The 23,223-nt window shown below is 51.3% G+C and carries 18 protein-coding genes; 2 read left to right on the forward strand and 16 right to left on the reverse strand.

Annotated elements, in window-relative coordinates; all coding sequences use genetic code 11:
- Positions 1–13 precede the first annotated feature (13 nt).
- The 12 genes from EFB08_RS21525 to EFB08_RS21580 all read right to left on the reverse strand — a co-directional run bounded on the left by EFB08_RS21525 (position 14) and on the right by EFB08_RS21580 (position 15,790).
- A complete protein-coding gene (locus tag EFB08_RS21525; protein ID WP_123129036.1) occupies positions 14–1,495 on the reverse strand; it encodes a RagB/SusD family nutrient uptake outer membrane protein in 1,482 nt (493 codons plus the stop codon).
- 16 nt (positions 1,496–1,511) lie between these two features.
- Positions 1,512–4,664: a SusC/RagA family TonB-linked outer membrane protein gene (locus EFB08_RS21530; RefSeq protein ID WP_123129037.1), complete on the reverse strand. Its 3,153-nt coding sequence runs from the start codon at positions 4,662–4,664 to the stop codon at positions 1,512–1,514.
- A gap of 230 nt (positions 4,665–4,894) precedes the next feature.
- Entirely contained in the window at positions 4,895–5,629 is a 735-nt protein-coding gene (locus EFB08_RS21535; RefSeq protein WP_123129038.1) for a GntR family transcriptional regulator, read from the reverse strand.
- Between the two features lie 388 nt (positions 5,630–6,017).
- Positions 6,018–6,779 (reverse strand): hypothetical protein, encoded by a 762-nt coding sequence (locus tag EFB08_RS21540; RefSeq protein WP_123129039.1) that lies wholly within the window; start codon positions 6,777–6,779, stop codon positions 6,018–6,020.
- Between the two features lie 10 nt (positions 6,780–6,789).
- Positions 6,790–7,821, reverse strand: a complete 1,032-nt coding sequence (locus EFB08_RS21545; RefSeq protein ID WP_123129040.1) for a hypothetical protein — start codon at positions 7,819–7,821, stop codon at positions 6,790–6,792.
- 77 nt (positions 7,822–7,898) lie between these two features.
- Positions 7,899–9,449, reverse strand: coding sequence for a helix-hairpin-helix domain-containing protein (locus tag EFB08_RS21550; RefSeq protein WP_227006431.1), 1,551 nt, complete (start codon positions 9,447–9,449; stop codon positions 7,899–7,901).
- Positions 9,450–9,536: 87 nt separating this feature from the next.
- Complete coding sequence (locus EFB08_RS21555; RefSeq protein ID WP_123129041.1) at positions 9,537–10,943, reverse strand: PP2C family serine/threonine-protein phosphatase; 1,407 nt, start codon at positions 10,941–10,943, stop codon at positions 9,537–9,539.
- A 328-nt stretch (positions 10,944–11,271) separates the two neighbouring features.
- Positions 11,272–11,910, reverse strand: coding sequence for a vWA domain-containing protein (locus EFB08_RS21560; protein ID WP_123129042.1), 639 nt, complete (start codon positions 11,908–11,910; stop codon positions 11,272–11,274).
- A gap of 574 nt (positions 11,911–12,484) precedes the next feature.
- Positions 12,485–13,273 (reverse strand): class I SAM-dependent methyltransferase, encoded by a 789-nt coding sequence (locus EFB08_RS21565; RefSeq protein ID WP_123129043.1) that lies wholly within the window; start codon positions 13,271–13,273, stop codon positions 12,485–12,487.
- A 78-nt stretch (positions 13,274–13,351) separates the two neighbouring features.
- Entirely contained in the window at positions 13,352–14,134 is a 783-nt protein-coding gene (locus EFB08_RS21570) for a LytR/AlgR family response regulator transcription factor (RefSeq protein WP_123129044.1), read from the reverse strand.
- Positions 14,115–15,164, reverse strand: a complete 1,050-nt coding sequence (locus EFB08_RS21575) for a sensor histidine kinase (RefSeq protein WP_123129045.1) — start codon at positions 15,162–15,164, stop codon at positions 14,115–14,117. The genes EFB08_RS21570 and EFB08_RS21575 overlap by 20 nt, the downstream gene beginning before the upstream one ends.
- 89 nt (positions 15,165–15,253) lie before the next feature.
- Positions 15,254–15,790: a hypothetical protein gene (locus EFB08_RS21580; RefSeq protein ID WP_123129046.1), complete on the reverse strand. Its 537-nt coding sequence runs from the start codon at positions 15,788–15,790 to the stop codon at positions 15,254–15,256.
- Positions 15,791–15,921: 131 nt separating this feature from the next.
- Here EFB08_RS21580 and EFB08_RS23645 point away from each other — a divergent pair, with 131 nt between their 5' ends.
- Complete coding sequence (locus EFB08_RS23645) at positions 15,922–16,080, forward strand: hypothetical protein (protein WP_165864992.1); 159 nt, start codon at positions 15,922–15,924, stop codon at positions 16,078–16,080.
- A 109-nt stretch (positions 16,081–16,189) separates the two neighbouring features.
- Here the strand turns inward: EFB08_RS23645 and EFB08_RS21585 are convergent, their stop codons facing one another.
- The 4 genes from EFB08_RS21585 to gndA form a co-directional block, all read right to left on the reverse strand.
- A complete protein-coding gene (locus EFB08_RS21585; RefSeq protein WP_165864993.1) occupies positions 16,190–18,103 on the reverse strand; it encodes a PAS domain-containing sensor histidine kinase in 1,914 nt (637 codons plus the stop codon).
- Positions 18,104–18,441: 338 nt separating this feature from the next.
- On the reverse strand, positions 18,442–19,170 hold the full coding sequence (pgl, locus tag EFB08_RS21590) for a 6-phosphogluconolactonase (protein ID WP_123129048.1): 729 nt from the start codon (positions 19,168–19,170) through the stop codon (positions 18,442–18,444).
- A gap of 9 nt (positions 19,171–19,179) precedes the next feature.
- Positions 19,180–20,703, reverse strand: coding sequence for a glucose-6-phosphate dehydrogenase (gene zwf, locus EFB08_RS21595; RefSeq protein WP_123129049.1), 1,524 nt, complete (start codon positions 20,701–20,703; stop codon positions 19,180–19,182).
- Positions 20,704–20,812: 109 nt separating this feature from the next.
- Positions 20,813–22,231, reverse strand: a complete 1,419-nt coding sequence (gene gndA, locus EFB08_RS21600; protein WP_123129050.1) for an NADP-dependent phosphogluconate dehydrogenase — start codon at positions 22,229–22,231, stop codon at positions 20,813–20,815.
- Positions 22,232–22,478: 247 nt separating this feature from the next.
- On the opposite strand from gndA, the gene EFB08_RS21605 reads away from it, so the two are divergent.
- Positions 22,479–23,177 carry an SOS response-associated peptidase gene (locus tag EFB08_RS21605; protein WP_123129051.1) on the forward strand — a complete coding sequence of 233 codons (699 nt, stop codon included), beginning with the start codon at positions 22,479–22,481 and terminating at the stop codon, positions 23,175–23,177.
- Positions 23,178–23,223 lie beyond the last annotated feature (46 nt).

Here is a 23,223-nt window from a genome sequence, read left to right on the forward strand (position 1 = left end):
CTTGCGGTGCCTGTTAGTAGTTGTTCTGCGGAAGGTTCGGGTTCAGGTCCCGCTCCCGTTGCGGGATCGGGAACAAGTAGTGTTTGGCCGCCGGCACTACCCCGGGTTTGGCCAGGGGCACCAGCGTTTCCAAGGTTTTGGTGCGGGCCAGGTCAAACCAACGATGACCCTCGGCGACAAACTCCATGGCCCTTTCCTTCAGAATGGCTTCCCGCATCTGCTCTTTGGTAAGCCCCACGTAATCAGGGACGGTGGTGCGGTAGGTGGTTCCGTCAAAGCGGGCGCGCTTGCGCACTAGGTTGATGTATTCGTGCGTCAGGGCGGCATTGCCCAATTCATTGTTGGCCTCGGCGTACATCAGGAGCACATCGGCGTAGCGCAACACCGGAAAGTCATTCTCACTGCCATTTCCTTTAGGCTCCATGGCCCGATCCCAGTACTTCTGGATGTAGGGTCGGATGGGGGTAACGGCTCCGCTTCTGTTGATGTACTCGGTCAGGAAGGTGACTTCCTTTCTGCGGTCATTGAAGTCAAAAGTATTGAACAGCTGCATGGTGGGAATTTGCCAGCCCTGGGCGTTCTCCACCCCTTCGGCGCTGAGTTCGGTGGGCAGCAGCCGCACCTGGAACTGGCCTACTTCCCAGAAACTGATAGCGCCTCCCTGGTCCCCGAACCCAACGGAGAAGATAGCCTCCTTCCCGTTTCTATTGGCTAATTTGAAAACCTGGTTAAAATCTTCCCAAAGGGCATATTGGTTCGAGTCAATCACCTCCTTCGCTTTCTGGGCAGCTTTGTCCCACTCCTGGCGGGTGAGGTACACTTTGGCGAGTAAGGTTTTGGCGGCTCCCTGCGTGGCTCGTCCTTTTCCGCTACCGGCAGGATAACTCAAAGGGAGCGCTTCAGCAGAGGTCAGGTCTGCGATGATTTGGGTGTAGATTTCGTCGGGGGTGGCCACGGCCGGTGTCAGGGGCTCCACTTCCTTTGTGAGAAGGGGAATGCTGCCAAACATGCGTACTAGGTTGAAATACAGCAAACCTCTTAGGAAACGGGCCTCGTTCAGGAGCCTGTCTTTCAAGGCTTGATCCATCTGGATGCCGGGGATGCGCTCAATGGCAATGTTGGCTACCGTGATGGCTTTGTAGTGCATGGCCCAGATCTCCAGCAAGGCTGCATTCTGCGGGCCATGCGAAAAGGTGGCGATTTGATCCAGGTCTGGCGCGAAAGGGTGTTGGTTCAGCAATTCATCCGAGGCCAGGCCCGCCGTTACCCATAAGGTGCTGTGGTACACCCCGGCCGTGGAGACGGTGCTGGTGGAGTTCAGGTAGGCATAAATGGCGTTCACGGCCTGCACCGCATCATCGGCGTTCCGGTAGTAGTTGGTGACCGCCACAAAGTTCTTGGGGTCTTCCTCCAGAAAGTCCTGGCAGGAAGGCAAGGAGAGCAGGACCAGTATAGCCAGTCCCAATTTTCTGAGGATTTTAAGATACGTCTTCATCTTTTCTCGCTGGAAATTAAAACCCGATGTTTAGCCCAACTAAGTAGGTTTTGGCCTGCGGGTACCCGCCCCGATCCACCCCAATAATGGCCGTACTCTGCCCAAAGGTGTTTGCCTCAGAGTCATAGCCCGAGTAGTCCGTAAGGGTCCATAAGTTGGTGGCGCTGGCGTAGATCCTGAGCGTTTTCACCTTCACTTTTTGCGTGAGGGAACTGGGTACCCTGTAGCCCAAACTCACATTCTTCAGGCGGATATAGGAAGCGTCTTCCACGATGTTGGAGGAAAACACTCCATTGTCCAGACTTCCGGCGGCCAGGGCCCGCGGGTATTTGGTGCTGGGGTTATTGGGCGTCCAGCGGTTTAGGGCGGCTTCGGCCAGGACATTGTTCTGACCGGTGAAATTCTGGAGGTCAAACAGGTTCAGGTTGGCCATCTTGTTGCCCTGCGATCCCTGGAAAAAGAAACTCAGGTCAATGTTCTTAAAGGAAAGGGTATTGGTGAGGCCCCAGGTGAAATCAGGTTGGGCGCTGCCCAGAATGGAGCGGTCTTTCTCGTCAATGACCTGGTCACCGTTAATGTCGCGGTACTTGCGGTCTCCGGCTTTGGCGCGGGAGGCGGGGTTGGAGGAAGTAGCTTCCTGTCCTTTCAGCACCGGGCTGGTTCTGGCTTCCTCGTCTGTTTGGAAGATTCCTTCAAAGATATAGCCGTAAAACGTACCCACCGGCTCCCCTACCCGGAGCAAGGTACCGCCGCCCATGAGAATATCGGTCTCACTGTTCAGGTTGGTGACCTCGTTCCGGTTCACGGTAAAATTGAGAGAGGTTCTCCAGTCCAGGGCGCCTTTGGTGTTGATCGTCCGGACATCGAATTCAAAGCCTCTGTTGCGGATGTTGCCCACGTTCAGCACGGTGGAGTTGAAACCGGTGGTATAAGGAACCGGCGTGGACAAGAGCAGATCAGAGGTTTTCTTTTCGTAGATGTCAGCGGTGACGGATAGCCTGTTGTTCCAGAAAGAAGCATCCAACCCAAGGTCAAATTGTGCCGTGGTCTCCCACTTCAGGTTCTTATTAGCGAACGAGAGCGGCTCACGCCCGGTGTACACTTCGGTTCCGTTGAAAACTCCCTGTCCGTAGGCACCCACCAACGACAAAGACTGGTAGGGCGGAATGGCCTGGTTCCCGATGATGCCGTAGCTGGTTCTCAGTTTCAGGTCAGAGATAAAGGAGAACTGTTGAATAAAGGCCTCATCTGAAAGGCGCCAAGCAACCGCACCCGAGGGGAAAAACCCATACTGCTTTCCGGAGGCGAACTTGGAGGAACCGTCTACCCTACCCGTGGCAGTAAACAGGAATCGGTCAAATAGCGTGTAATTAGCCCTGCCAAGATAAGACACCATGCTCCACCTGGATTCGCCGTTAGCAGGTTTCTGAGGCAATAACCCTGCGGAGATATCATGGTAACCGGTCCGGTCATCAGGAAAATCAAAGGCGTAAACCAACAGGCTCTCGTTGTTGAACTCCTGGAGCGTGTACCCCAACAAAAAGTCTACTTTATGATCTTCGTTGATGGTGGGTCTGTACGTTAAGGTGTTTTCATTCAGCCAGGTAAGCCCTGTCACCGTCCCGATGGAGGCTTCGCCTTTGCTGGCTTCGGTGCGTTTTAGAAAATTCGGGCCAAAAGCGTTCTCCTTCGAAGAGAACCCATCAATCCCGAAACTGGTCCTGAACTCCAGGTTCTCCAGGATTTTATAGCGGGCGTAGACATTTCCCAGAATTCTGGACGAAACCCCGTAGGAGGTAAAGGCATCCACATCGGCCACGGGGTTGCCCAGGGTTTTGCCCAGGTAACTGCCGCCCCGGTTCTCAAAGGTATAGCCGCCGGGCTCATTAGGGTTGTACACCGGCAGAATGGGATTGAACAACAGGGCGGAAGTGGTGACACCAGGCACAATGGTCTCAGTAGTGGTCAACACGCCGGAGGAGGTTAGGCGGGAGTAACTTACGCTATTGCCTACTGCCAGTTTAGAACTCAGGTCCCGGTCTAAATTGGCTCTAAAGGAATAGCGTTTGAAGTCTGAGTTACGGATAATCCCGTCCTGGACGAAATACCCGCCGGTGATGGCGTACCTGGTTTTCTCATCGCCGCCCGAGAAGGAAAGCTGATAATTGGCGATGGGTGCCGTCCGGAAGATTTCTCCTTGCCAATCGGTGCCGGCGCCCAAGGTGGCGGGGTTGTTATAGATAGGTGTTTGGTTGGCGTTGATTTTGGCTTCGTTGACAAAATCGGCGAACTGGGCGGCATTCAGGACCTCCAGTTTATTCGCTACTTCCTGCACGCCATAATAGGTGTCAAAGGTAACGGTTCCGGTGCCCGACTTGCCGCGTTTGGTCGTGATCAGCACTACGCCGTTGGTTCCCCTTGATCCGTAAATGGCCGTGGCCGAGGCGTCTTTCAACACCTCAATCGACTCAATGTCATTCGGGTTGATGGTGGACAAGGCACTGATGCGGGGTCCCAGGTTCACGCCCAATGACATGTCATTGGCGTCACTGCTCACCAACATACCGTCAATGACATACAAGGGCTCGTTACCGGCATTGATAGAGCTGGTTCCCCTTATCCGGATGGAAGCCTCTGCACCCGGTTTCCCGGAAGTTTGGGTGACCTGTACGCCGGCAGCCCTTCCCTGCAAAGCTTGATCAAACGAGGTGGTAGGAGTGGCTAGAATCTCTTCTGATTTCACAGAGGCCACCGATCCTGTCAAGTCGCTTTTGGTGGTAGTTCCATACCCAATCACCACGATTTGGGACAGTTCCTGGCTATTTGGGCTTAAAACGACAGATAGTGAATTTTGATTTTTTACGGGGATTTCCCGCGAAACGTACCCAATGTAGGAAAACACCAGAACGGCACCCTCATCTGGTACCGAAAGGGTGAATGCTCCCTGCGCGTCCGTGGACGTGCCGTTAGTGGTGCCTTTCACCGTTACACTAACGCCCGCCAAAGCTTCATTCCCTTCTCGGGAAGTCACTTTGCCCTGAATGGTTCTTTCTGAGGTTGTTTGCCAGGAAAAGGAGAATGCCTCTCCTCTTGCCTGAGGTGAGAAGGTGCTAAAAGCGCAGCACGCCAGTAGTTTGATGACGACAAGCCTAGTCTTGAGGTGAATCATATGAAGACAAAAAGTAAAAGGTGAAGCGGTACTTTACTCCTGTACTATGTTCATATGTCCCTACATACCTAAAGTCAGAGGTAGGACGGGAATCTGAAACCTGGGTTCAAAAAGGCACTGAAAAGGGTATGTTAAAAGCTGATAGATTCCCTAAGAGCTAAAAGCCCCTGTAACCTACCGCTGCGAAAACGGGGGAAGTACTTCAAAAGAATTCTCAGGAAAGGGACAGATTACCCTCTCTCTATTTCAATGGTGTAGGTAAAACGATCGGCCCGGTAGTAGCCTATATTATATTCAATGGGTCTGCCCCCTGGGTCACAGACCACCCGTTTCCGGAACAGCACCGGATCTCCCTCCTCAATTTGCAACTTCTCAGACAGTTCTTTATCTGCTAGAATAGCGCTGATTCCCTCTTTTGACACCGCTGCCACCGTATGGTACGTTCTCTCCAGCATGTCATAGAGGGGCTGGGTGAAATCCTCATTGCCGGTTAACCCCACCCGCGGGTGAAAATAAGAGATAAACAGCACCACGGGTCCAGAGTCAAGGCCGCGCAGTCTTTCCAGTTTCACTACTTTAGACTTGCGGGTGATATTGAAAAGCCTTCTGATCTCGTCATCGGCATCTACTAAACTAACCCCAATCTCATAGTTGCGGAAAGTGACGCCTTTCTCTCCCATCTCATGGGTAAAACTTGACCACTTGTCCAGCTTGGTAGTAATGTTGTCTTTTGAGACCGTAGTACCCACCCCTTTTTTCCGGATGAGCAGGCGCTCAAACACCAATTTATTCGTGGCCTGGCGCACGGTGTTTCTGGAGATGCCCAGCTGCTTGGCCAAGGCCACCTCGTTGGGTAATAGTTTTCCTTCCTGATACTCCGGATTCTTTATCAAGTCACGTAGCAGGTCCTCTACTTGCAAATGGAGAGGAATAGCACTGCCATGATTAATATTGAATACCTTCATACCAGAGGTGGTTTATATGTCTATATGTTCATACATATTCAACTACCTAAAGGTAATTTAAAAATACAGATTTCCTAAATAATTTTGGAAATTTTAAAAATCCGAAAAATATCGCTTGCAACAAGGAAGCCTATTAACAAAAACATAAATATAGAATTCGGCTTCTTCCTTAGGTTATATTGTTCTATTGAAAAGTCCTTCATATGTGCGGAAAGCATTAGGCTTCTGAGAAGTAAATTCAAGGGCAATAAAAAAGGACAGACCTGTTATGCTGGGTCTGTCCTTTATAAGGGAAATCGCGTTAGTATAGGACTCTCAGTGGTGGGCCTTTCAAAGTCTTGTTTTCGCCTACTTTTAGAAAACGGCCGCTAAACGGGATAACCTCCGCTTAGAAAAACTGGGCTATCTTCTGCAGCTCGGTCTGTATTTCCCTTTGCTTGTTTTCGCCGGCCAGCAGGAAGGAGTTCTTGGTGGTGTTCAGTTTGTCTTTGGTGACGTTGATGTCCTGGGTGATTTGGTTGATCTCGGCTTTGAGGGTATTCAGGCGCTGGGTAAGGGTCTGCAGTTCTTCGGCCTTCTTTTGGATCAACAGCTCCTTTTGACGCACCTCTTTCTGGTACTGCTGGGAATGGGCACTCTGGAAGGCATTCAGATCCCGCCCGATGAGGTTCAGGTATTCCTGGCCAGTGGATAGCAGTTTCTCTTTGGTGAGGCCGGTGCTTTTAAGCACGTTGAACGCGGTTCGGTACTTGATGGCCTCGTCCTGGATGTCGTCAATGTCCACCTTGCTGTCCACGAACTCCTTGTAATCGGTGCCCTGGAACATCGGGTTCCGGGCGTTGGCTTCGTCTATCAGGCGTTCAAAATACTGTTCATGCTCGGGCAAAGGACTGGTCAAGGTGCCGCTGGCCGAGTAAGTGGGAACCTGATCTAGGACCGTTACCGGAGTGCTGGGACCGTTGATCAACGGGTGCTGTACGTTTTCATCCGGGGCCGGAACCGTGGGGGTTTGGAAAGAAGGCGCAGGAGCCGGACCTGGATTTGTGGGGGCACCCTGACTTGGGGCAGGCGCGTTTTGCTTTGGCGGCACGTTCTTTTTATCGTCGTCAAACTCCACAAACGGAGTCAAGAGCTGTTTCAGGAAACTCATAGGCAAAAACTTATTTGTTCAGGTTCAGCAGGAACCCGATGGTGAAATTGGCATCCCAGTCAAACACGAAGGTATCGGTGCCGGTGGCGTCTACAATGCCTTTGTAAATGTTCAGCCCCGATGCCATTTTCTTATCAGAGGCCTTGTAGGCTTGCGGCGCCTGCAGGACGGTATAGCGCTCTTCCCCGTTGCGGTTCTGCTTGGCCAGGGTGAACGGCACGCCGCCCAGAATGAAGCCCACATTCCGCTTGTTTTCGGGGATTCTGGCTACGGCGGCTTTCACCTGGTTGTACACCTGCTCATCTGCAGTTCCTTTCTCGTAGTACTTGGCGCCGGGTAACTCAAGGGACTGCAAACGCCCGTTGTCCTGCCAGGAGATCTTTGTGTTCCCAGACCCGATGTCTACCAGGAAAGAGTTATCGGCGAAGGCAGGCGGCACGGTGGCATTGAACCCGAACTTGCCTTCCTGCTCGGCGGTGACGTTGTTCACCACATAGCCCATCTTCTTCAGTTCATTGCTGATGGTAGTGGTTTTGGGCTCTTTCTGGGCTCCCGAGGAAATCACGAAGTGCATGTTGTTCTTGGCCACGCCTTTGTCAAACATGGCGGACAGGTACTTTTTCAGGCCCGCCCGGATGTCCTCGGTGGTGGCCAGCCCTTCGTAAGCCAGCGATTCCCCGAAATCCTTGGATACAATCTCCCACCTTTTCTGCCGGTCCATGTTGATCACGAAGGAGTTGAACCCGGTGGCCCCTACCTCCACTACGCCGCGCAGGGTGCCGTTCTCAGGCTTCTCAGGGGTGTAGTTGAACTCCCGGGACCCCTCTGTGGTGCCTGCACTGGCATCTGTGTTGGTAGCCGTGGATGTGGAAGGCACGGTGCCGGTATTATCGGCGGTACGGTTGCTCCCCGGCATGGTAGGCGAAGAGGTAATGGGGGCTTTGTCATCATCTCCGTCAGACAGGCGCGGACTGATCGCAAAATAGCCCAGTACCCCTATGATCAATAGAATCCCAATAATTCCAGCTGGTTTAAGTCTCATGTTCGTAAGTGTTTATTCGTTTTAGGTCCGTTTTTGCAAAAACCCCTCATTTCCGTCCTTTCAGTTGTAAGCAGCAATTATTTGTTGGCCATGGTAATCACCACCACCCGTCCACCTTCCTCGTTGGACAGCAGCAGTTTCTTGCCATCGGTGATGTCTACCATGGTGTTGATAGGAATCTCCCGGTCATCGGTGAGGTCTTTCAATGAAGTCAGCTTTTGGTTTACAAAAACCCATCTGTTCTGGTGGAAGGTGAAGTAGCCTACCGGGATCTTCTGCTCATCGGTCAGTTTCTCGTTCCGGATGACTTTGCGGTTCACGTGCCACTGGAACAGGTATTGGTTGTGGTACACCATCAGGCGGTGGTTCTCGGGTTTCCAGACGGTGGGCTTGAACTCGTAGTACAGGTCCAGCACCGGCAGCGTGCCTTTTACCGGGGTGCCGCAGAACGGACACCGGGGCGAGGTTGTATTGTCAAAGACAAACCATTTCTGGTCACAGTTGGGGTTACTGCAGGGCTGCATCAGATCGGTGGTTTTAAGCAAAGCCTGCTCCCACTGGTCGGCGTTGGGGCGCTGCATGGGATCGTGCAAACCGGTGATGAAGGCCTGGTCAAACAAAGCTTTCAGGTAAGGGCCCGTGATGGTGTAGGGCAGCTTGGTGACATCGGCCCAGGGCAGCGTCCACTTGGACACCTGGTCCAGCTTAGGCCGGTTAGATTTGTCGGTGGGGTGCTCAATGAACAAGGCCTTCTCGCCCATGGACAGCAGGTCATCCTCCTCGGTATCCAGGGAGTTCACCTTCCCGCCTTTCAGTGGGTGCCGGTATAACAGGTACATATAGATCATGACCGGCAGGGCATGCAAATCAGTCGTGCGGTTGGCGTGTTTCCGGTTAGGGTCGCGCAGTTCCAGGTTTTTGGTGGCCAGCACCTCGGGGGCAATGAAATCGGCGGTGCCGATGACATCCGGCGGGTATAGGCCGGGCACCACCAAGCCATCGATGTCAATGATGGTCGCCGATTTACTTACCGGATCGATTAACACGTTTTTGTAGGACAGGTCTGAGTGGGCCAGGCCGGCAGCGTGCAGGCGCTTGACACCCCGGGCAATTTTTACGCAAATCTGGAAATAGCTGAGCCAGTTGCCCAGCTCGCTTTCATCCAGCCGTAGGGCAAACTGTTTGTTCCGGAACTTGGCCGAGGCAAACCACAGGCCTTGTTTCTCCTTGCCTTTGATTCCTTCGCCGGTGGCGTAGCCTTTCCTGAAGAAGAAGTTCTTGTTGTAAGCGGGCACAATTAAACCCACCTTTCCATCAGCTTCCACCATGTCCGTGGGCCAGCAGTACAGCTCTTTGTAGTACTCGCCGCCCTCGCGGTTGAAGAAGCTGTCATAGTACTGGGTCACCAGTTTCTTCAGCCGTTCCCGGGAGTTGTAATCCTGCTTGTCGCGGTAGAAGGCCACCACGTAGGATTTGTCTGGCCCGAAATACACATCCTTCATCCCGCCGCGCATGGGCTCGCCATTATCTACGTACTGGTAGGTTTTGCCAGGCGTCACAACGGAAGCCACCGTTTTTACGGCGGGTCCGGGTTTACTGGAAAAGGTGTTGATGATGCTTTGGCTCACAGGTAGATGCTCTTGGTTTATGGGTAATCTGTTGTACGTGCGTTTCCGGGCGGTTTACTTGTTTTAGGCCCGGTTTTGGAAAAACGGCTAAAAAACGATGGCAAGGGTTCGGTCATCGTGGTTGCCGGGGCTCCAGAAGTCCATCCATTTGGAGAGCTGCGCTTCAAGGTCTGGGTTACCGGTGCTCAGCTCCACTTTGGCGCCATCCTCGTTCTGGCCGTTCAGGTCCGCGAGAAACTCCTGCCACTTCGCGATGTTGGGCAGGTTGGCCTCCACCACGAACTTGGGGTCATAGATGCCATCAGACATCATGATGAGGTAAGAGAAATCATCCAGCAGTCTGAACCCGAAGCGGGTAGAGAATTTCTCGTTCTGGAAGATCTCCGGCATGGTGATGAAACGCGTGCCGCCGCCAAATTCGCCCACATCCAGCCAGTTCATGAGAGTCACCTCGGTCACGTTTTTGTTCAGCACCGCGATGGGACAATCTCCCACCCCAAACGAAAGCAGCGCGTAACCCACGTCGTACTTCTTGAACAGGGTAAAAATGAGGGTACTGCTCAGGTCTTTCAGTGTAGCTTCCTGCCCAGTGGCGAAGGCCTCCAGCTGTTTGTGCACCTTGAAAGCGGCTTTGCCGAGGTTGTTGTATACCAAACGGTTCAGCTTCTTCTGGGTGTCTTCACCGGTGTTGCTGGCGTGCTGCTGTACCAACTCGTCAAACTCCAGCATGCTTTCCGCCGAGGCCGGATCCTCAAAATAATCCACTACGCCGGCACAGGCCATCGCCGAGCCCTTCCTGGACAGCCGCGCGCTGCCGGCCCCGTCTGCCACCACCACAATATTCCAGCCGTTGGGCAACTCCCTGAACGCGAAATCATCTTCCCTAAACGAGCCCACATTGGCATGGGAACGCCCGCGTTTGGAGGAAACCACAATATGCCGGTCGCCCAAGGGCGAGAACACCGTCACGTCGTCTTCTTTCCAGAACGGGTCCTGCTTATCGCTTTCCAGGTTTTTCCAGAGGCTTTTGGGGTTCGGGTTGATGATAAGCAGGATTTCCTTTTGGTTAAAGGGAGCCTCCTCAGGCTGGCCTTCCACTTTGAAATGTACTGTGAATTTCAAATCGCCGCTTTGGGTGGGCACTCCGGTGATTTCGTTGTTCTCGGCGCTGTAGGTCAGGCCCAGCGCTTCCAACCCCTCAATTTTGAAGGCCACCAAGTCATTCCAGTTGTAGGCCTCAAAGTCAAAAGGAGCCGCGTACGGCTTGCCCACGGTAGCATTTGGAATACGAATGGGTTGCTGTACAATCTCAGCTATTCTGTCTTCCGTTTTCCAATTAGCCATGAGTTGTTCCTGATTTTGAATGATTTGGTGGATAATGGCCAGGTTCTGCTCTTCCTGTAAAAAACGCTCAAACAACCCCACCCGATGGGCCGGAATGGTGATGTTGTTACGCTTGAAAAGATCCGTCACCAGTTGTTTTACATCGGCCATTCCTGCTTTTATGATTGTCTTCTAAACTGATTTTCCTTCCTGGGTGAGCGATTTGCCTAACGCCTCATCTTCTTTTAGCTGGTGACTCTCCTTCATAGCCGTAGCTTGCACCAGCAGTTACTCCATTAGCAGGTACTTATTTTTACAATCGCCCTTGTTGGTGTTATCACCAATAGGTAAGAAGGTATCTGATCACTTAAGTAAGCCTGGGATATAGTGCTTGTTGGTGAGAACACCAACAAGGGCTTCTGAAGGACAACTTTTAAGCAGGAAAAGAAAGACCCAGCCTTTTGAGGCCATTGCTTTCCTTTCCCGCTGAGGCTGTTTCTTAGGTAACGATGTTCAGTTCTGAAGGCGGCGGTGGCAACTCTCCCATGCCCGTTACTTCCTTACCGGCATCTTCCACTTTGGTAGAGGTTACGCCAATAGACGCACTCACCCAGGTGAAGAACTTAGCGATGCTTTGGCTGTCGGCGGTGTCCAAGGTGACTACGTTCTCGGTGATCTGCTTGAGCAGGGCAGAATCGGCGGCGCTGCCGGCGGCACAGGCCACGGTAAAGGCGGTTTTCCGTTTCTGGAACTCTTGCAGGCCAGCTTGCCAATCATCGGTAGGGATTCCGTCCGTCATAATGAACACCAGCGGTTTCCAGTCGCCTTTCTGCTCTGCGGTGGTTTTGGTTACCTCGTTGTCTATGCAGGTGGAAACCAATTTCAAAGCATCGCCCAGGCTGGTGGTGCCGGTGGCTTTAATGTCTACCATCTGGAAGGAGGCCAGATCGGTTAAAGGCACCACCTGCCGGGCCTCGCTGTCAAAGGTGATGATGCTGATGAAGGCGGTCTCAATGGCCTGCGGATTCTGACGCAGGGAGCTGATCATGACCTGCACTCCATTTTTTACTGCTTCAATGGGTTCACCGGTCATGGAGCCGGAAGTATCCAGTAACAAATAGACGGGTAGTCTCCTCATAGGTATACGATTTGAGATGTGTTAACTAATAGAAAGCTGAATCTGCGGCACCAATAAAAAGGTACCAACCACCGCCAGCGTTAAAAAACGTCGCCTTTCTATTACCATTTAGAAAGCATCGGTTTTAGAGCTTGTTTTCGGAAATCAGGCTTAAAACCGTACGTATTTTAACGGGCAGTTGAAATCTTTAACGAAGGCCTTTGCCCAAAGTTTTCGGGTTACTTCTGGAAGGTAGCAGGTTAACCTGCCTGGCCTCTTCTCCCTAAAAACAGGCTTAGGTGGAAAGGGAAATGCTCCCTTTCTTTCGGAAGAAGCAAACTAAATGGTATTTGAAGGGAAACCGGAAGGAAAATGAGGAGGGAGATTTAAGGCTGTTTTATCCATTTTAAGCTGAAAACATCTTACGGATATGCCTCTTAAACTTTGAGATAATTTCCCTAATTGGTTGGATCATAAAGTAAATGGGTGTCAATAAACCTCGGGAATGTAAGAAAGAGTGTGTTCCAATTCCTTCAATTTCTGTCTAAAGCTATTTTTAAAGGTATCTTGTTGTTTTTGAAAGTGACACCCAAGGTTACTTAGCGAGAGCCATACCCAGGAGGTATATCTTTTTAGATTTTCCCTGAAGAATACCTTTCTCCCAGACGTAGTCTTCAGCCTCCAACCCTTTCAGTAAACTATCTAAATCGTTCAGGGTGTAGGTACGGGCATTGGATACTGCCCCATCCCAGGCAAAGAAGAAAGGAATTATGGGAATAAGGTAGGTAAATACGAGTTGTTTCCAGCTTAAAGGTCGCACCAGGGGAGTAATGAAGAAGGGTGTGAGGAAATTGAAAGGCAAGGCTATCCACCACAACGAAGAAGGATAACTGTTGTCACTGATTTCATAGATGCAGATGGGCTGGCGCTGGTTAAAAGCATTTTGTAAAATCTTCCGGGCCGGTTCTGGTCTCATGTGGTGAAAACTGCATACCATGGTTCTCACGCCTACCAAATCAGAGGGCAAGTGAGTAGCATCTACCGGAGACGTTAAATAGGAGATATTACCAGTGGGGCTTTGGTTGATTTTGTGGGCTAATTTCTGATTGGGGTATAAATCTGTAAGGGTTAAGGTAAGGCCTTTCAGGTGAGGTTCTTCCCGCAGGGTTTCAAACACTTGCATCATGGGTCCCCCGCTTCCGGAGCACAAGTCAATAATGGATGGTTTAGCCGATGAAGGAAGAACTTTATGGAGGAGGGTTGCAATATCTTCCCTTGTGCCCAGAACCCGGTGCATGACCACTATCAACCGGGTAAGACTAATTCTAAGCCAATCAGGAAACCAAGGGAAATCCTCGAACTCAAATAAATGGATTCTTTTCATCTGGTTTTGGGCTAGCGGCCTTAAAATGCAAAAAACCTCCGGTAAGCCAAATTAAAGAAAACCGCTTTAAGAAAGAAGCTACTCCCCTAACCAATGCCTGAACTCCATGGCTTTCTCCCTACTTATGATGACTTCTTCCTCTGAGGTTGGCGAGAGGTTTATCTTCAGTTTGGCGTTTACCTCCTGACTTACTTTGGAGACGGCGGAATAGTTCACGATGTATTGGCGATTGGCCCGGAAAAAGTCTTTTGGGTTGAGAGATTTTTCCAGTTCCTCCATGGAGAAATCAACTTGATAGCGTCGATCGTCTTTGGTCTGGAGGAAGTTGATTTTCTCTTTGGTGAAAAAGTACGCCACCTCGCTACTAGTCACCGGAAACATGCGGTGGCCTTGCTTTACCAGAATCCGGTCGCGGTAGAGGTCTGTAGGTTGGGTGCGCTGCTCATTCAATCCCTGGAGCAAGGCTTCTATGTTCATTGGAAACGCTGCCTTGCCCGAGAACACCCTTTTCATGTCCTTCAGCTTTTGCAGACTCCGTTGCAGTTCTTTTTCTTGGATGGGCTTTAACAAGTAGTCCACGCTGTTGAGCCGGAACGCCCGAATGGCATGTTCATCATAGGCGGTGGTAAAAATAATGGGGCAAGTCACCTCTACCTGAGAGAATACATCAAAGCTTTGGCCATCGGCGAGTTCAATATCCAACAGCAGCAAATCTGGGGCTGGATTCGTCCTGAACCATTGCACGGTGGCCGAGACACTTTCCAGCATAGCCTCTACCCTGCTGGTAGGTTCCAGGGCTTCTACCATCTTCCGCAGCCGGCGGGCAGCAAGGGCTTCGTCTTCAACGATCAAAATGCGCATATTGCCTGGGGCTTATCAAAGGGATTTGTATCTGGAAAAGAGCATCGGTTTCCTGAATGGCAATCTCAGACTGGTTTAGCAGATGATACTTGGCCGCTACGTTCACCAAACCCATCTTATTGGAAGCCACCGAGGACTTTCGCTTCTGAAGGTTATTTTCAACCACCAGGTGCTGCAAGTCATTTGCGTAAATCCTGATGTGCAGGGGAGTAGCCTCGGAGATGACATTGTGTTTTACAGCATTTTCTACCAGAATCTGCAGCGTAAGCGGCGGCAAAAGACAGGCCCTTAACTCTGGTAAAACATCAATGGATAAACTCACCCCTTCTTCAAACCTTGTTTTGAGTAGGTAGAAATAAGCTTCGATAAACTCAATTTCCTGATTTAAAGTGATCAGCTCCTTTTCATTGCTTTGCAGCAGATATCGGTAAATAAGGGCTAATTCATCTACAAACCGAAGGGCTCGTTTTGGGTCTTCCTCAATGAGGCCAGAAAGGGAATTGAGGCTGTTAAACAGAAAGTGCGGACTTACCTGGTTTTTCAACGACTCCAGTTGGCTTTGCAGATTCCGTTTCTTCAGCTCCTCGGCCAGCCTCACCGACTCTTTCCATTGGCTGAGGTAATAGGTAGATTCATAGGCGATGGCAATCAACTGGCAGAAAAACAAGGTCATGCCTATGCTGTACAAATAGCTGTACAGATTCAGCTCCTCTGGTTTCCAGAAGCCTATAAGACCTTCCACCCAGACATGCCAGCACCCTACCGCCACTGAGAAAACAACCAACAGAAAAGCCAGTAACAGAAGCCGTGGTGCCAGCCGTTGGAGCCCCTCAAATCTGGAACGGGAAACCCGAATAGCCAACCGCGTGCCCTCCCAGATCACAAAGGTGAACACCAGTTGCCACGCCAGTACTTTCCACAAGGGCTCCTCCCCTTTCAAGACCCGTTGCAGGTAGAAGAACAGAAAGAGAATAAGGTTCTGGATCAGCATTCCTGCTACCCGCAGCCTGGTATCATGCAGCTTCAACATGGAGTACCTTCCTTAAAGACTAAAACGCACCTCTTAATTTAAGGGAAGTTTGGCTAATTCGGGTTTAAAAGGGGAATTTAAAACAGGTTTTAAGCTAACTGCGTGATTGATAACTTTGGCAAAATCTCTTTTGATTCAGAGGGTAAGGCAAAGGTTTTCCTCCTGTGGGTAATGATTAACAAAACCATCAGAAAGATGGAAGCCACTCCGGGCAGCAAGCTGAGCGGGTTGAACGGAAACAAAGGCACACTGATGAAGATCTGCAGCAGACAGGCTTTTACCATGTTACTCAGGACAAGCTCCTTCCCCAGGCAGACGCGCTTCACTCCGGCAACCAAATACCCGTTGATAAGGGCTAGCAGCACCCCAAATTGAATAAGGGTGTAGAATCTCATGTCATACACAAAAGTACCCGCCTTTGCCTTGATCATCGCAACGGCGGTCACCGCAATTAGATGCGCGCAGATGTTGAGCAGGGTATATTGGGCTAGAAACGCCATAAGGAAAGTAAGTACCTTACTTCTGAAATCTAGAATCCGTTTTCTGGAAACTAGATAAGTAAAAATCAGGCTTGCCAAAACGGTTACCACCAATAAAAGGCTGTCAACAAGTTGGGTATTGATCATCTGCTTTTTCTGGTTTAAGGTTGAATTAAAGACGGTTCTTCCAGTCACTCAAAGTGTTATCTGGAGAGGATAGAAGAAAGATAAGAGGCTTCCTTCTGCCTTGAAAGTCTATTTTCCTCAAGTGTCAGAAATTGGATCTGAACCGTCCTGAGCCTTACCTGAAGGGTTTGACTTATCTCAAGAAGCAACGGATGTTGTTAGCTAAAGCAGGTGGGGTGATTGCTTTTCCTTATACAGCAACAGCAAAGCCGGATTGCTCCGGCTTTGCTGTTTTGAAGTCTTCAGAATAAACGGAGTTAAGATTAGTCGAAATTAAATATGCTTTTTAGGCCTACTTTTCAGAAATGAGGCTTAAAATGGATGTCCCCTGTGTCCATCTTCCACCTTTGGTAAACGACATCAGGTAGCAACAGGCGCTTTGAAGTGCAGGATGAAGGTGGTGCCCTGGTCTACTTCGCTTTGCACGGAGATGTTGCCACCCATGGCTTTCAACTGTTCCTGGATCATAAATAAACCGATGCCTTTGTTGTCTTGTTTAGCCTGGAACCTTTGGTATAGAAAGATCTTGTGGCCATAGCGCTTCAGGTCAATCCCCTGGCCGTTGTCTGTAAAGTAGAGGTTAAGCCCGGTCTCCGTGAGTTCTGTTTTCAGGGTCACTTGCAAAGGCCTGCTGGGTGACCGGAATTTGATGGAATTGGAGAGCAGGTTGAGTAAGATACTGCGCAGGTAGTCTGGCGAAAAGCAGATTTTTTCTCCGCCCGAAAAATCGGTCTGCACGGTGGCGGCAACTTTGGTGAGTTGGTGCTGTATGGTTTGGGTTACCTCCTGAAAAGTCTCTCGGATGCTTACCTGTTGGGTTTCCACCTCCAGATTGCTTTTAAGGACCAGAATATCTGACAGGTCGTTCACAATGTGGTTCAACTGATGGGTAGATTCCTTAATCTGGTCTAACACAAAGCGGTTCTGCGGCTTCCCAGCCGATTCTGAGTCCAATAAGTCGATTAACCCCAACAGATTGGAGACGGGTGCACGCAGGTTATGCGAAGTGATAAAGGAAAATTGCTCCAGATCTGTGTTTCTCTGCGTAAGGTGCGTGATGAGAAGTTCGCGCTCGGCTTCGTGTTCTTTGCGGGCGGTAAGGTCTTTCAGGGCGCCCACCATTCGGGTGGCTTTCTTATTTACATCGCGCAGAATAAATCCCTGTTCCACCACGTACGCGTAAGAACCATTGGCCCGCCTTAAACGGTATTCCATTTCCCACTGGTTCTGGGTACCATCTTTAAGGCAGTTGGCCAGAGACTCACGTACTGCTGCCTTATCCTCGGGGTGCAGCAGGCTGTCCCAAAACGCCAGGTTGGGTTTTATCTCGGCTTGGGTAAAACCGAAAAGCTTTTCAAACCCTTCGCCCCAATGCATGACATCGGTGGTGATGTTCCAATCATAAAGAGCATCATTGGTTGCTTTGGCGGCCAAGGCATACCGTTCATTGCTGATCTCCAGTTGTTTTTCGGCTTCCCTGATGCCCGTAATATCAGTTACCGATCCCAACAGTTTGGTGCAGACCCGCTGCTCGTTATACAAAGGGGTCACTTTCACCAAGCCGGTTTTCACGCCCGTAGGGTACGGGGTTATCTCCTCCCACCAAATGGTTTCCCCGGATCTGATGGCCAGGGCATATTTACTTCTTACCAGGGTGAGGGATGGCTCCGGGATTACGTCCTCTACCAATTGGCCTACCACTTGCTCTTTCTTCAGGCCCGTCACCTTCAGAAAAGAACTGTTCACCGACTCAAACCTGTAAACGCCCTTTCCCTGGACATCAAACATAAAAATGACTTCGCTGAGGTTATCATAGATTCGGGTGAGCATCTGAATGGTCAGCTTATCCTGGCTAGGGTTGTTGCCCCAGGTATTTTCCGTAAGGTCGCCTGAAGAAGGATCTGACTCTCCTCCCAAGGTGGAAACTACTACCGGAATGATGGTACAAAAAACCAACACTTGCTCCTGGTCCTCTACCCGGGTGAAGGAGAAATTACCTAAGAAACGCTGGCCGTCTTTTTTGATCCCCTGGAGTTGGAGCTGTACCTGCCCTTTGTCCTGAAGGTCTTGCCATAAAGTTGCAGGATGGATCTCCTCTGCCTCCACCAATTTAAGCCAGGGCGTATTTAGGACCTCGTTTTCAGAAAACCCAAACAAATCCCTGGCGGACCGGTTGATCTCGGTAAGTAGGTTCCGATGATCCAGAATGAAGCCGGGTTGAGGAGCATACTCAAAGAAATCTTTATAGACTCTCTCCGGGGCTTGAATGTTCATACCCAAATTATTTTCAGTTGCTGGTACCATACACCAGGCCTATTTAGAAATAGGAAGCATCACTCGTTGATATAAATCACTAAATGAAGAGCTTTTGCTACATTTATACAAATGAGACCTTAAATAACACAAATTACCACTTATCCCTGAATCTAACTAGAAAAAAGCCTTACTTCTTGGTGCAAAAGCTTGATGTGCAGGATTTCCCCCCTCTATTTCGGTACTCAGTCATAAGGAAACTAAAAAGCAGGTCCTTTCAATTGCTTGAAAGGACCTGCTACAGCCAAATGGTTTTTCCTGGTTTCAGTTTCTTTTTCAGACAATTAAAAACCCCTTTCTCAGGATTTTTTAGATAACAGGCTGGCTGCCGCTTCATCTACGAGCCAGGTGGTTTCACCCTGGTGCGGATGAATCAGTTGAGAGGGGTACATCTCGGGGTTTCTGTCGCCTTCCAGGACTTCTTGCAGGGCTTTGGCTTTCTTCTGGCCATAGGTCATGAACACGATCTTTTTGGCCTGGTTGAGGCAAGGGGCCGTCAACGTGATGCGGTACATAGACTGGGGCTCCAGGTAATAAGCCTCTACCCATTTCTCGGTTTCCTGCAGCACGGCAGTGCCTGGGAAAAGCGAAGCCGTGTGGCCGTCATCGCCCATGCCCAGCAGGATCAGGTCGAACTTGGGAGTAGATCCGTGGAAGTGGTTTAGGAGCCGTTTTTCGTAAATGGCCGCAAAAGCCTCGGGGGTTTCCTCTCCCCACATGGTGAAGATGTGGCTTTTGGAAATGGGCACGTGGTGCAGCAGCGTATCGAAGGCCATTTTGGCGTTACTGCGTTCATCGGTGAGGGGCACCCAGCGTTCATCGCCCCAGAAAACATAGGTCTCCGCCCAAGGCACCAGATCCCGGTACGGAGGTTTAGCCAGCAGTTTGTACAGCTGTTCCGGCGAAGAGCCACCCGTCAAAGCCACGGTAAACCGGCCGTGCTCCTGCACCGCTTCGTTCGCCGTGTGCACGAAAATTTCAACTGCTGCCCGGCTGAGCTCAGCTGGAGTTTTATAAACCTGGATCATTCGTTTTGTTTAGCTGCCTTTTTTCTGGCCGTTGTAGAAATTTGACACCGCCCAGGTATGACCTTCGCGGGCAATCAAGGCCTCGGCGTTCTCGGGCCCCCACATACCCGCCGGGTAATTAGGGAACTCCAAGGACGGACGCGATTCCCAGGTTTCCAGGATAGGCGTGATGACCTCCCAGGCGGCCTCTACCTGATCTGAGCGCATGAACAGCGTAGCATCGCCCTGCAAGGCATCCAGCAGCAGCGTTTCGTAGGCTTCCGGAGTTTGGGTGGAGCAGTTGTCGTAGTCAAACACCATTTCGGCGGGAGTCAGCTCCATTTCCAGGCCCGTGCGCTTGGCCGTAAACCGTAACCGGATGTCCATCTGCGGTTGAATGTTGATGGTCAACCGGTTGGGCAGCAGGTTTTCAGACATGGAACTGGAGAACGTGGAGTGCGGCACCGGCCGGAATTGGACCGTGATATTGGAGGTTTTCTCCTGCATGCGTTTGCCGGTGCGCAGATAAAAGGGTACGCCTTGCCACCGCCAGTTATCCAGGTAGAATTTCACGGCAGCGTAGGTTTCGGTGTTGGATTCTGGGTTGACGCCTTCCTCCTCGCGGTAGCCTGGTACTTTTTTGCCTTGCTGCCAACCGGGTCCGTATTGGCCTCTCACGGCGTAGCGGGTAACCTGTTCGTGCGTCAGCGGCCGGATGGCGCGCAGCACATCGGCTTTGCGGTTCCGGATTTCCTCAGCCTCAAACGACACGGGCGGCTCCATGGCTACCATGCACAGAAGTTGAAGTAGGTGGTTCTGGATCATGTCACGAAGGGCGCCAGCTCCTTCATAATAGCCGCCCCGGTCCTCCACGCCTACTTCCTCGGCTACGCTGATCTGCACCGAGTCAATGTAGTTGCGGTTCCAGAGGGGTTCAAAAAGCGCATTGGCGAACCGGAAAGCCAGGATGTTCTGCACGGTTTCCTTGCCCAGGTAATGGTCTATCCTCAGAATCTGGCTTTCCTGGAAATGCTGGGTCAGTAGTTTATTTAAACTGCGGGCGGTTTCCAGGTCTTTCCCGAAAGGTTTCTCCACGATAATATGGTCCCGCTCCACGTCATCGGCGATCTGGGCGTTCTTGAGGTTCACGGTGACCGCCTCAATGAACTGCGGAGCCACCGACAGATAGAACAACCGGTTGGCGCGCAGGCCCCAGGCTTTGTCTAGCGAGTCCAGTTGCTCGGCTAGTTTTTTGTAGGCCCCGGCATCGTTTATGTCAGACCTGAGGTAGGTGATTTTCTCGTGGAAAGCCTCCCATTTCTCTTTCTGTGGCTCGCCTGTGCGGGAGAACTCGGTTAAGCCATCGTACAAATGGGTGCGGTAATTGGGGTCACTGTACTCAGACCGGCCCAAACCGATGATGGCGAACTCCTCGGGGAGATAGCCGGCCAGGAACAGGTTGTAGAATGCGGGCAGCAGTTTGCGTTTGGTTAAATCGCCGGTTCCCCCAAAGATCACGACAATGGTGGGCGCTGCTTTCTTCACTGTTTTCATAGGTATGCTTTATGTTGCGGCTCTTGGGAAAGGCGTTTTAGCGCCTTTTTCCTGAAAATGCCCCGAAAACCGCTTTATAAACTATCGTCAAATTAAATAGCCCTTGGGGTTAGTCCCACTGGGTATGGAACGTACCGGGCTGGTCAAGGCGCTCGTACGTGTGCGCCCCGAAATAATCGCGCTGGGCCTGGATCAAGTTGGTGGGCAGAACTTCGCTGCGGTAGGCATCAAAATACGCCAGAGCCGTCATCATGGCCGGTACCGGAACACCTTTGTCAATGGCTATTTTCACCACGGTGCGCATGTCTTGCTGCCGATCCAATAAATTCTTCCCGAGGGAAGGGTCCAGCAGCAGGTTGGGCAGTTCTGGGTTGTGGTAAAATGCTTTCCGGATGTCTTCCAAACAAGCTGCCCTGATGATGCAGCCCCCGCGCCAGATCTTGGCTACTTCGGCCAGCTCCAGATCGTAGTCATAAGTAGCCGAGGCCACGCGCAGTTGCACCAGCCCCTGGGCGTAGGTCGTGATCATGGCGAAATAGAAAGCATTGCGGATTTCGTTTTCCAGTACGTACCATTTCTCGTTTTCTCCTTCCTCTGCGGCAGGTATACTCAAGCTTTGGGCCGCCTGAACCCGCTCCTCTTTGTACGCCGACATGTCACGCATGGTCACGGCAATGTCTACCGTGGGCAGCGGCACCTGTAGGTCCATGGCGTTTTGGGAAGTCCATTTGCCGGTTCCTTTTTGGCGCGCCCGGTCAGAGATCAGGTTCACCAGGAGTTGGCCGGTGACATCGTCCTTCTTTTTCAGAATCTGGCTTGTAATCTCCACCAGAAAAGACTGCACCTCGCTCCCGTTCCATTCCTCAAACATCCGCTGGATTTCATCTTCAGGGTAACCCAAACCGCGTTTCATGAGGTCATAGGTCTCCGCGATGAGTTGCATGATGCCGTATTCTATGCCGTTGTGCACCATTTTCACGTAGTTGCCCGCAGAGCCGTTGCCCAGGTAAGCCACGCAGGGCTCGCCGTCTACTTTGGCTGCCACGGCCTCAAACACGGGGCGTAGCCGCTCGTAGGCCTGGCGGTCGCCGCCGGGCATCATGCTGGGACCAAAACGGGCTCCTTTTTCGCCACCCGAGATGCCCATGCCAAAGAAATGCAGCCCTTTCTCCTCCAGTTCTACAATGCGGCGGTTGGTATCAGGAAAGTAGGAGTTACCCCCGTCAATGACAATGTCGCCGGGCTCCAGGTACGGAACAAGGCTAGCGATGGCCGCGTCCACGGCTTTGCCGGCCGGAACCAGCAACATCAAAGCCCGTGGCTTCTCCAGGGAATCCACAAACTCCTCAATGGAAGTGGTGCCCTTCACGTTTCTACCTATTTCTGCCTCGGCCTCCAGGGCGGCAGCTTTCTGTGGATCAAGGTCCAACCCCACCACCGAGAAACCGTTATCGGCTATGTTTAAAAGTAAATTCCGGCCCATTACCCCCAACCCCACCATTCCAAAATCATATTCCTTATTGGTCATGTCTGTCTATATTGTTGTAGATACGAAATGAGATACGCGTATAATGGGTTAAACTTAACCTAAATTCTCTAAAAGTGAGCAACCGCCCCTACTCCTCATTCTTATTTTGCTGCATGAAAATGAGGGAAGGGTTTACTTTCCCTTGCCAGAAAGGTATCTTTGAGAGGACCTCAGCAAGTGCCGTTTTTTGCCTCATTTCTGGAAAACAGCCGTAAAGCCTCGGCAGCCCACTCTAAACCCAACCTCTATGTGCGGACGTTACTCAGTTATCCCGAAGAAAAAAGGTAAGGCGACTCAGCATTCCAGTGTGGTCTCCGAGATCCTGGACAAGTACCAGCAGGAACCCCGCTTCAATGCCGCACCCTCGCAGTTGTTGCCGGTGGTCACCAACCAAAACCCCAACGAGGTGCAGTTTTTTTCCTGGGGATTGTTGCCCAGTTGGGCGAAGGAGAAAGAACACGGCCTGCGCCCCATCAACGCCCGCACCGAGACCATCCTGGAGAAATCTACCTTCAAGCGGTTGCTGGCCCATAAAAGATGCCTGGTGCCCGCCGATGGATTTTACGAGTGGAAGAAAGTAGGCAAAGACAAAACGCCCTACCGTATTCTCATGAAGGAAGGCCAGCTTTTCACTTTTGCCGGGCTGTGGGATGAATGGGTAGACCCCTCTACCGGCGAGGTACTGCACACCTTCACTGTTATCACCACCGAGCCCAATGAACTCATGGCGGGCATCCACAACCGCATGCCGGTGATTCTGCACCCAGAGGAAGAGCACCTGTGGCTCTCGGAGTCAGAAGACGTTAACCGGCTGGCAGAACTGCTTCGACCATACCCCGCCGAGGAGATGACGGCCTATCCGGTTTCTGCGCTCGTGAACTCGCCTAAGAACGATGTACCCTCGGTGCTGGAACCGGTGTCTGAGCAGGGTAGTTTGTTTTCTTAACCGAATAAACCTGCAATAATCGGCCTATCTTAAGCTAAGATTACGC

The sequence above is a fragment of the Rufibacter latericius genome (assembly GCF_003721515.1).
Taxonomy (GTDB): domain Bacteria; phylum Bacteroidota; class Bacteroidia; order Cytophagales; family Hymenobacteraceae; genus Nibribacter; species Nibribacter latericius.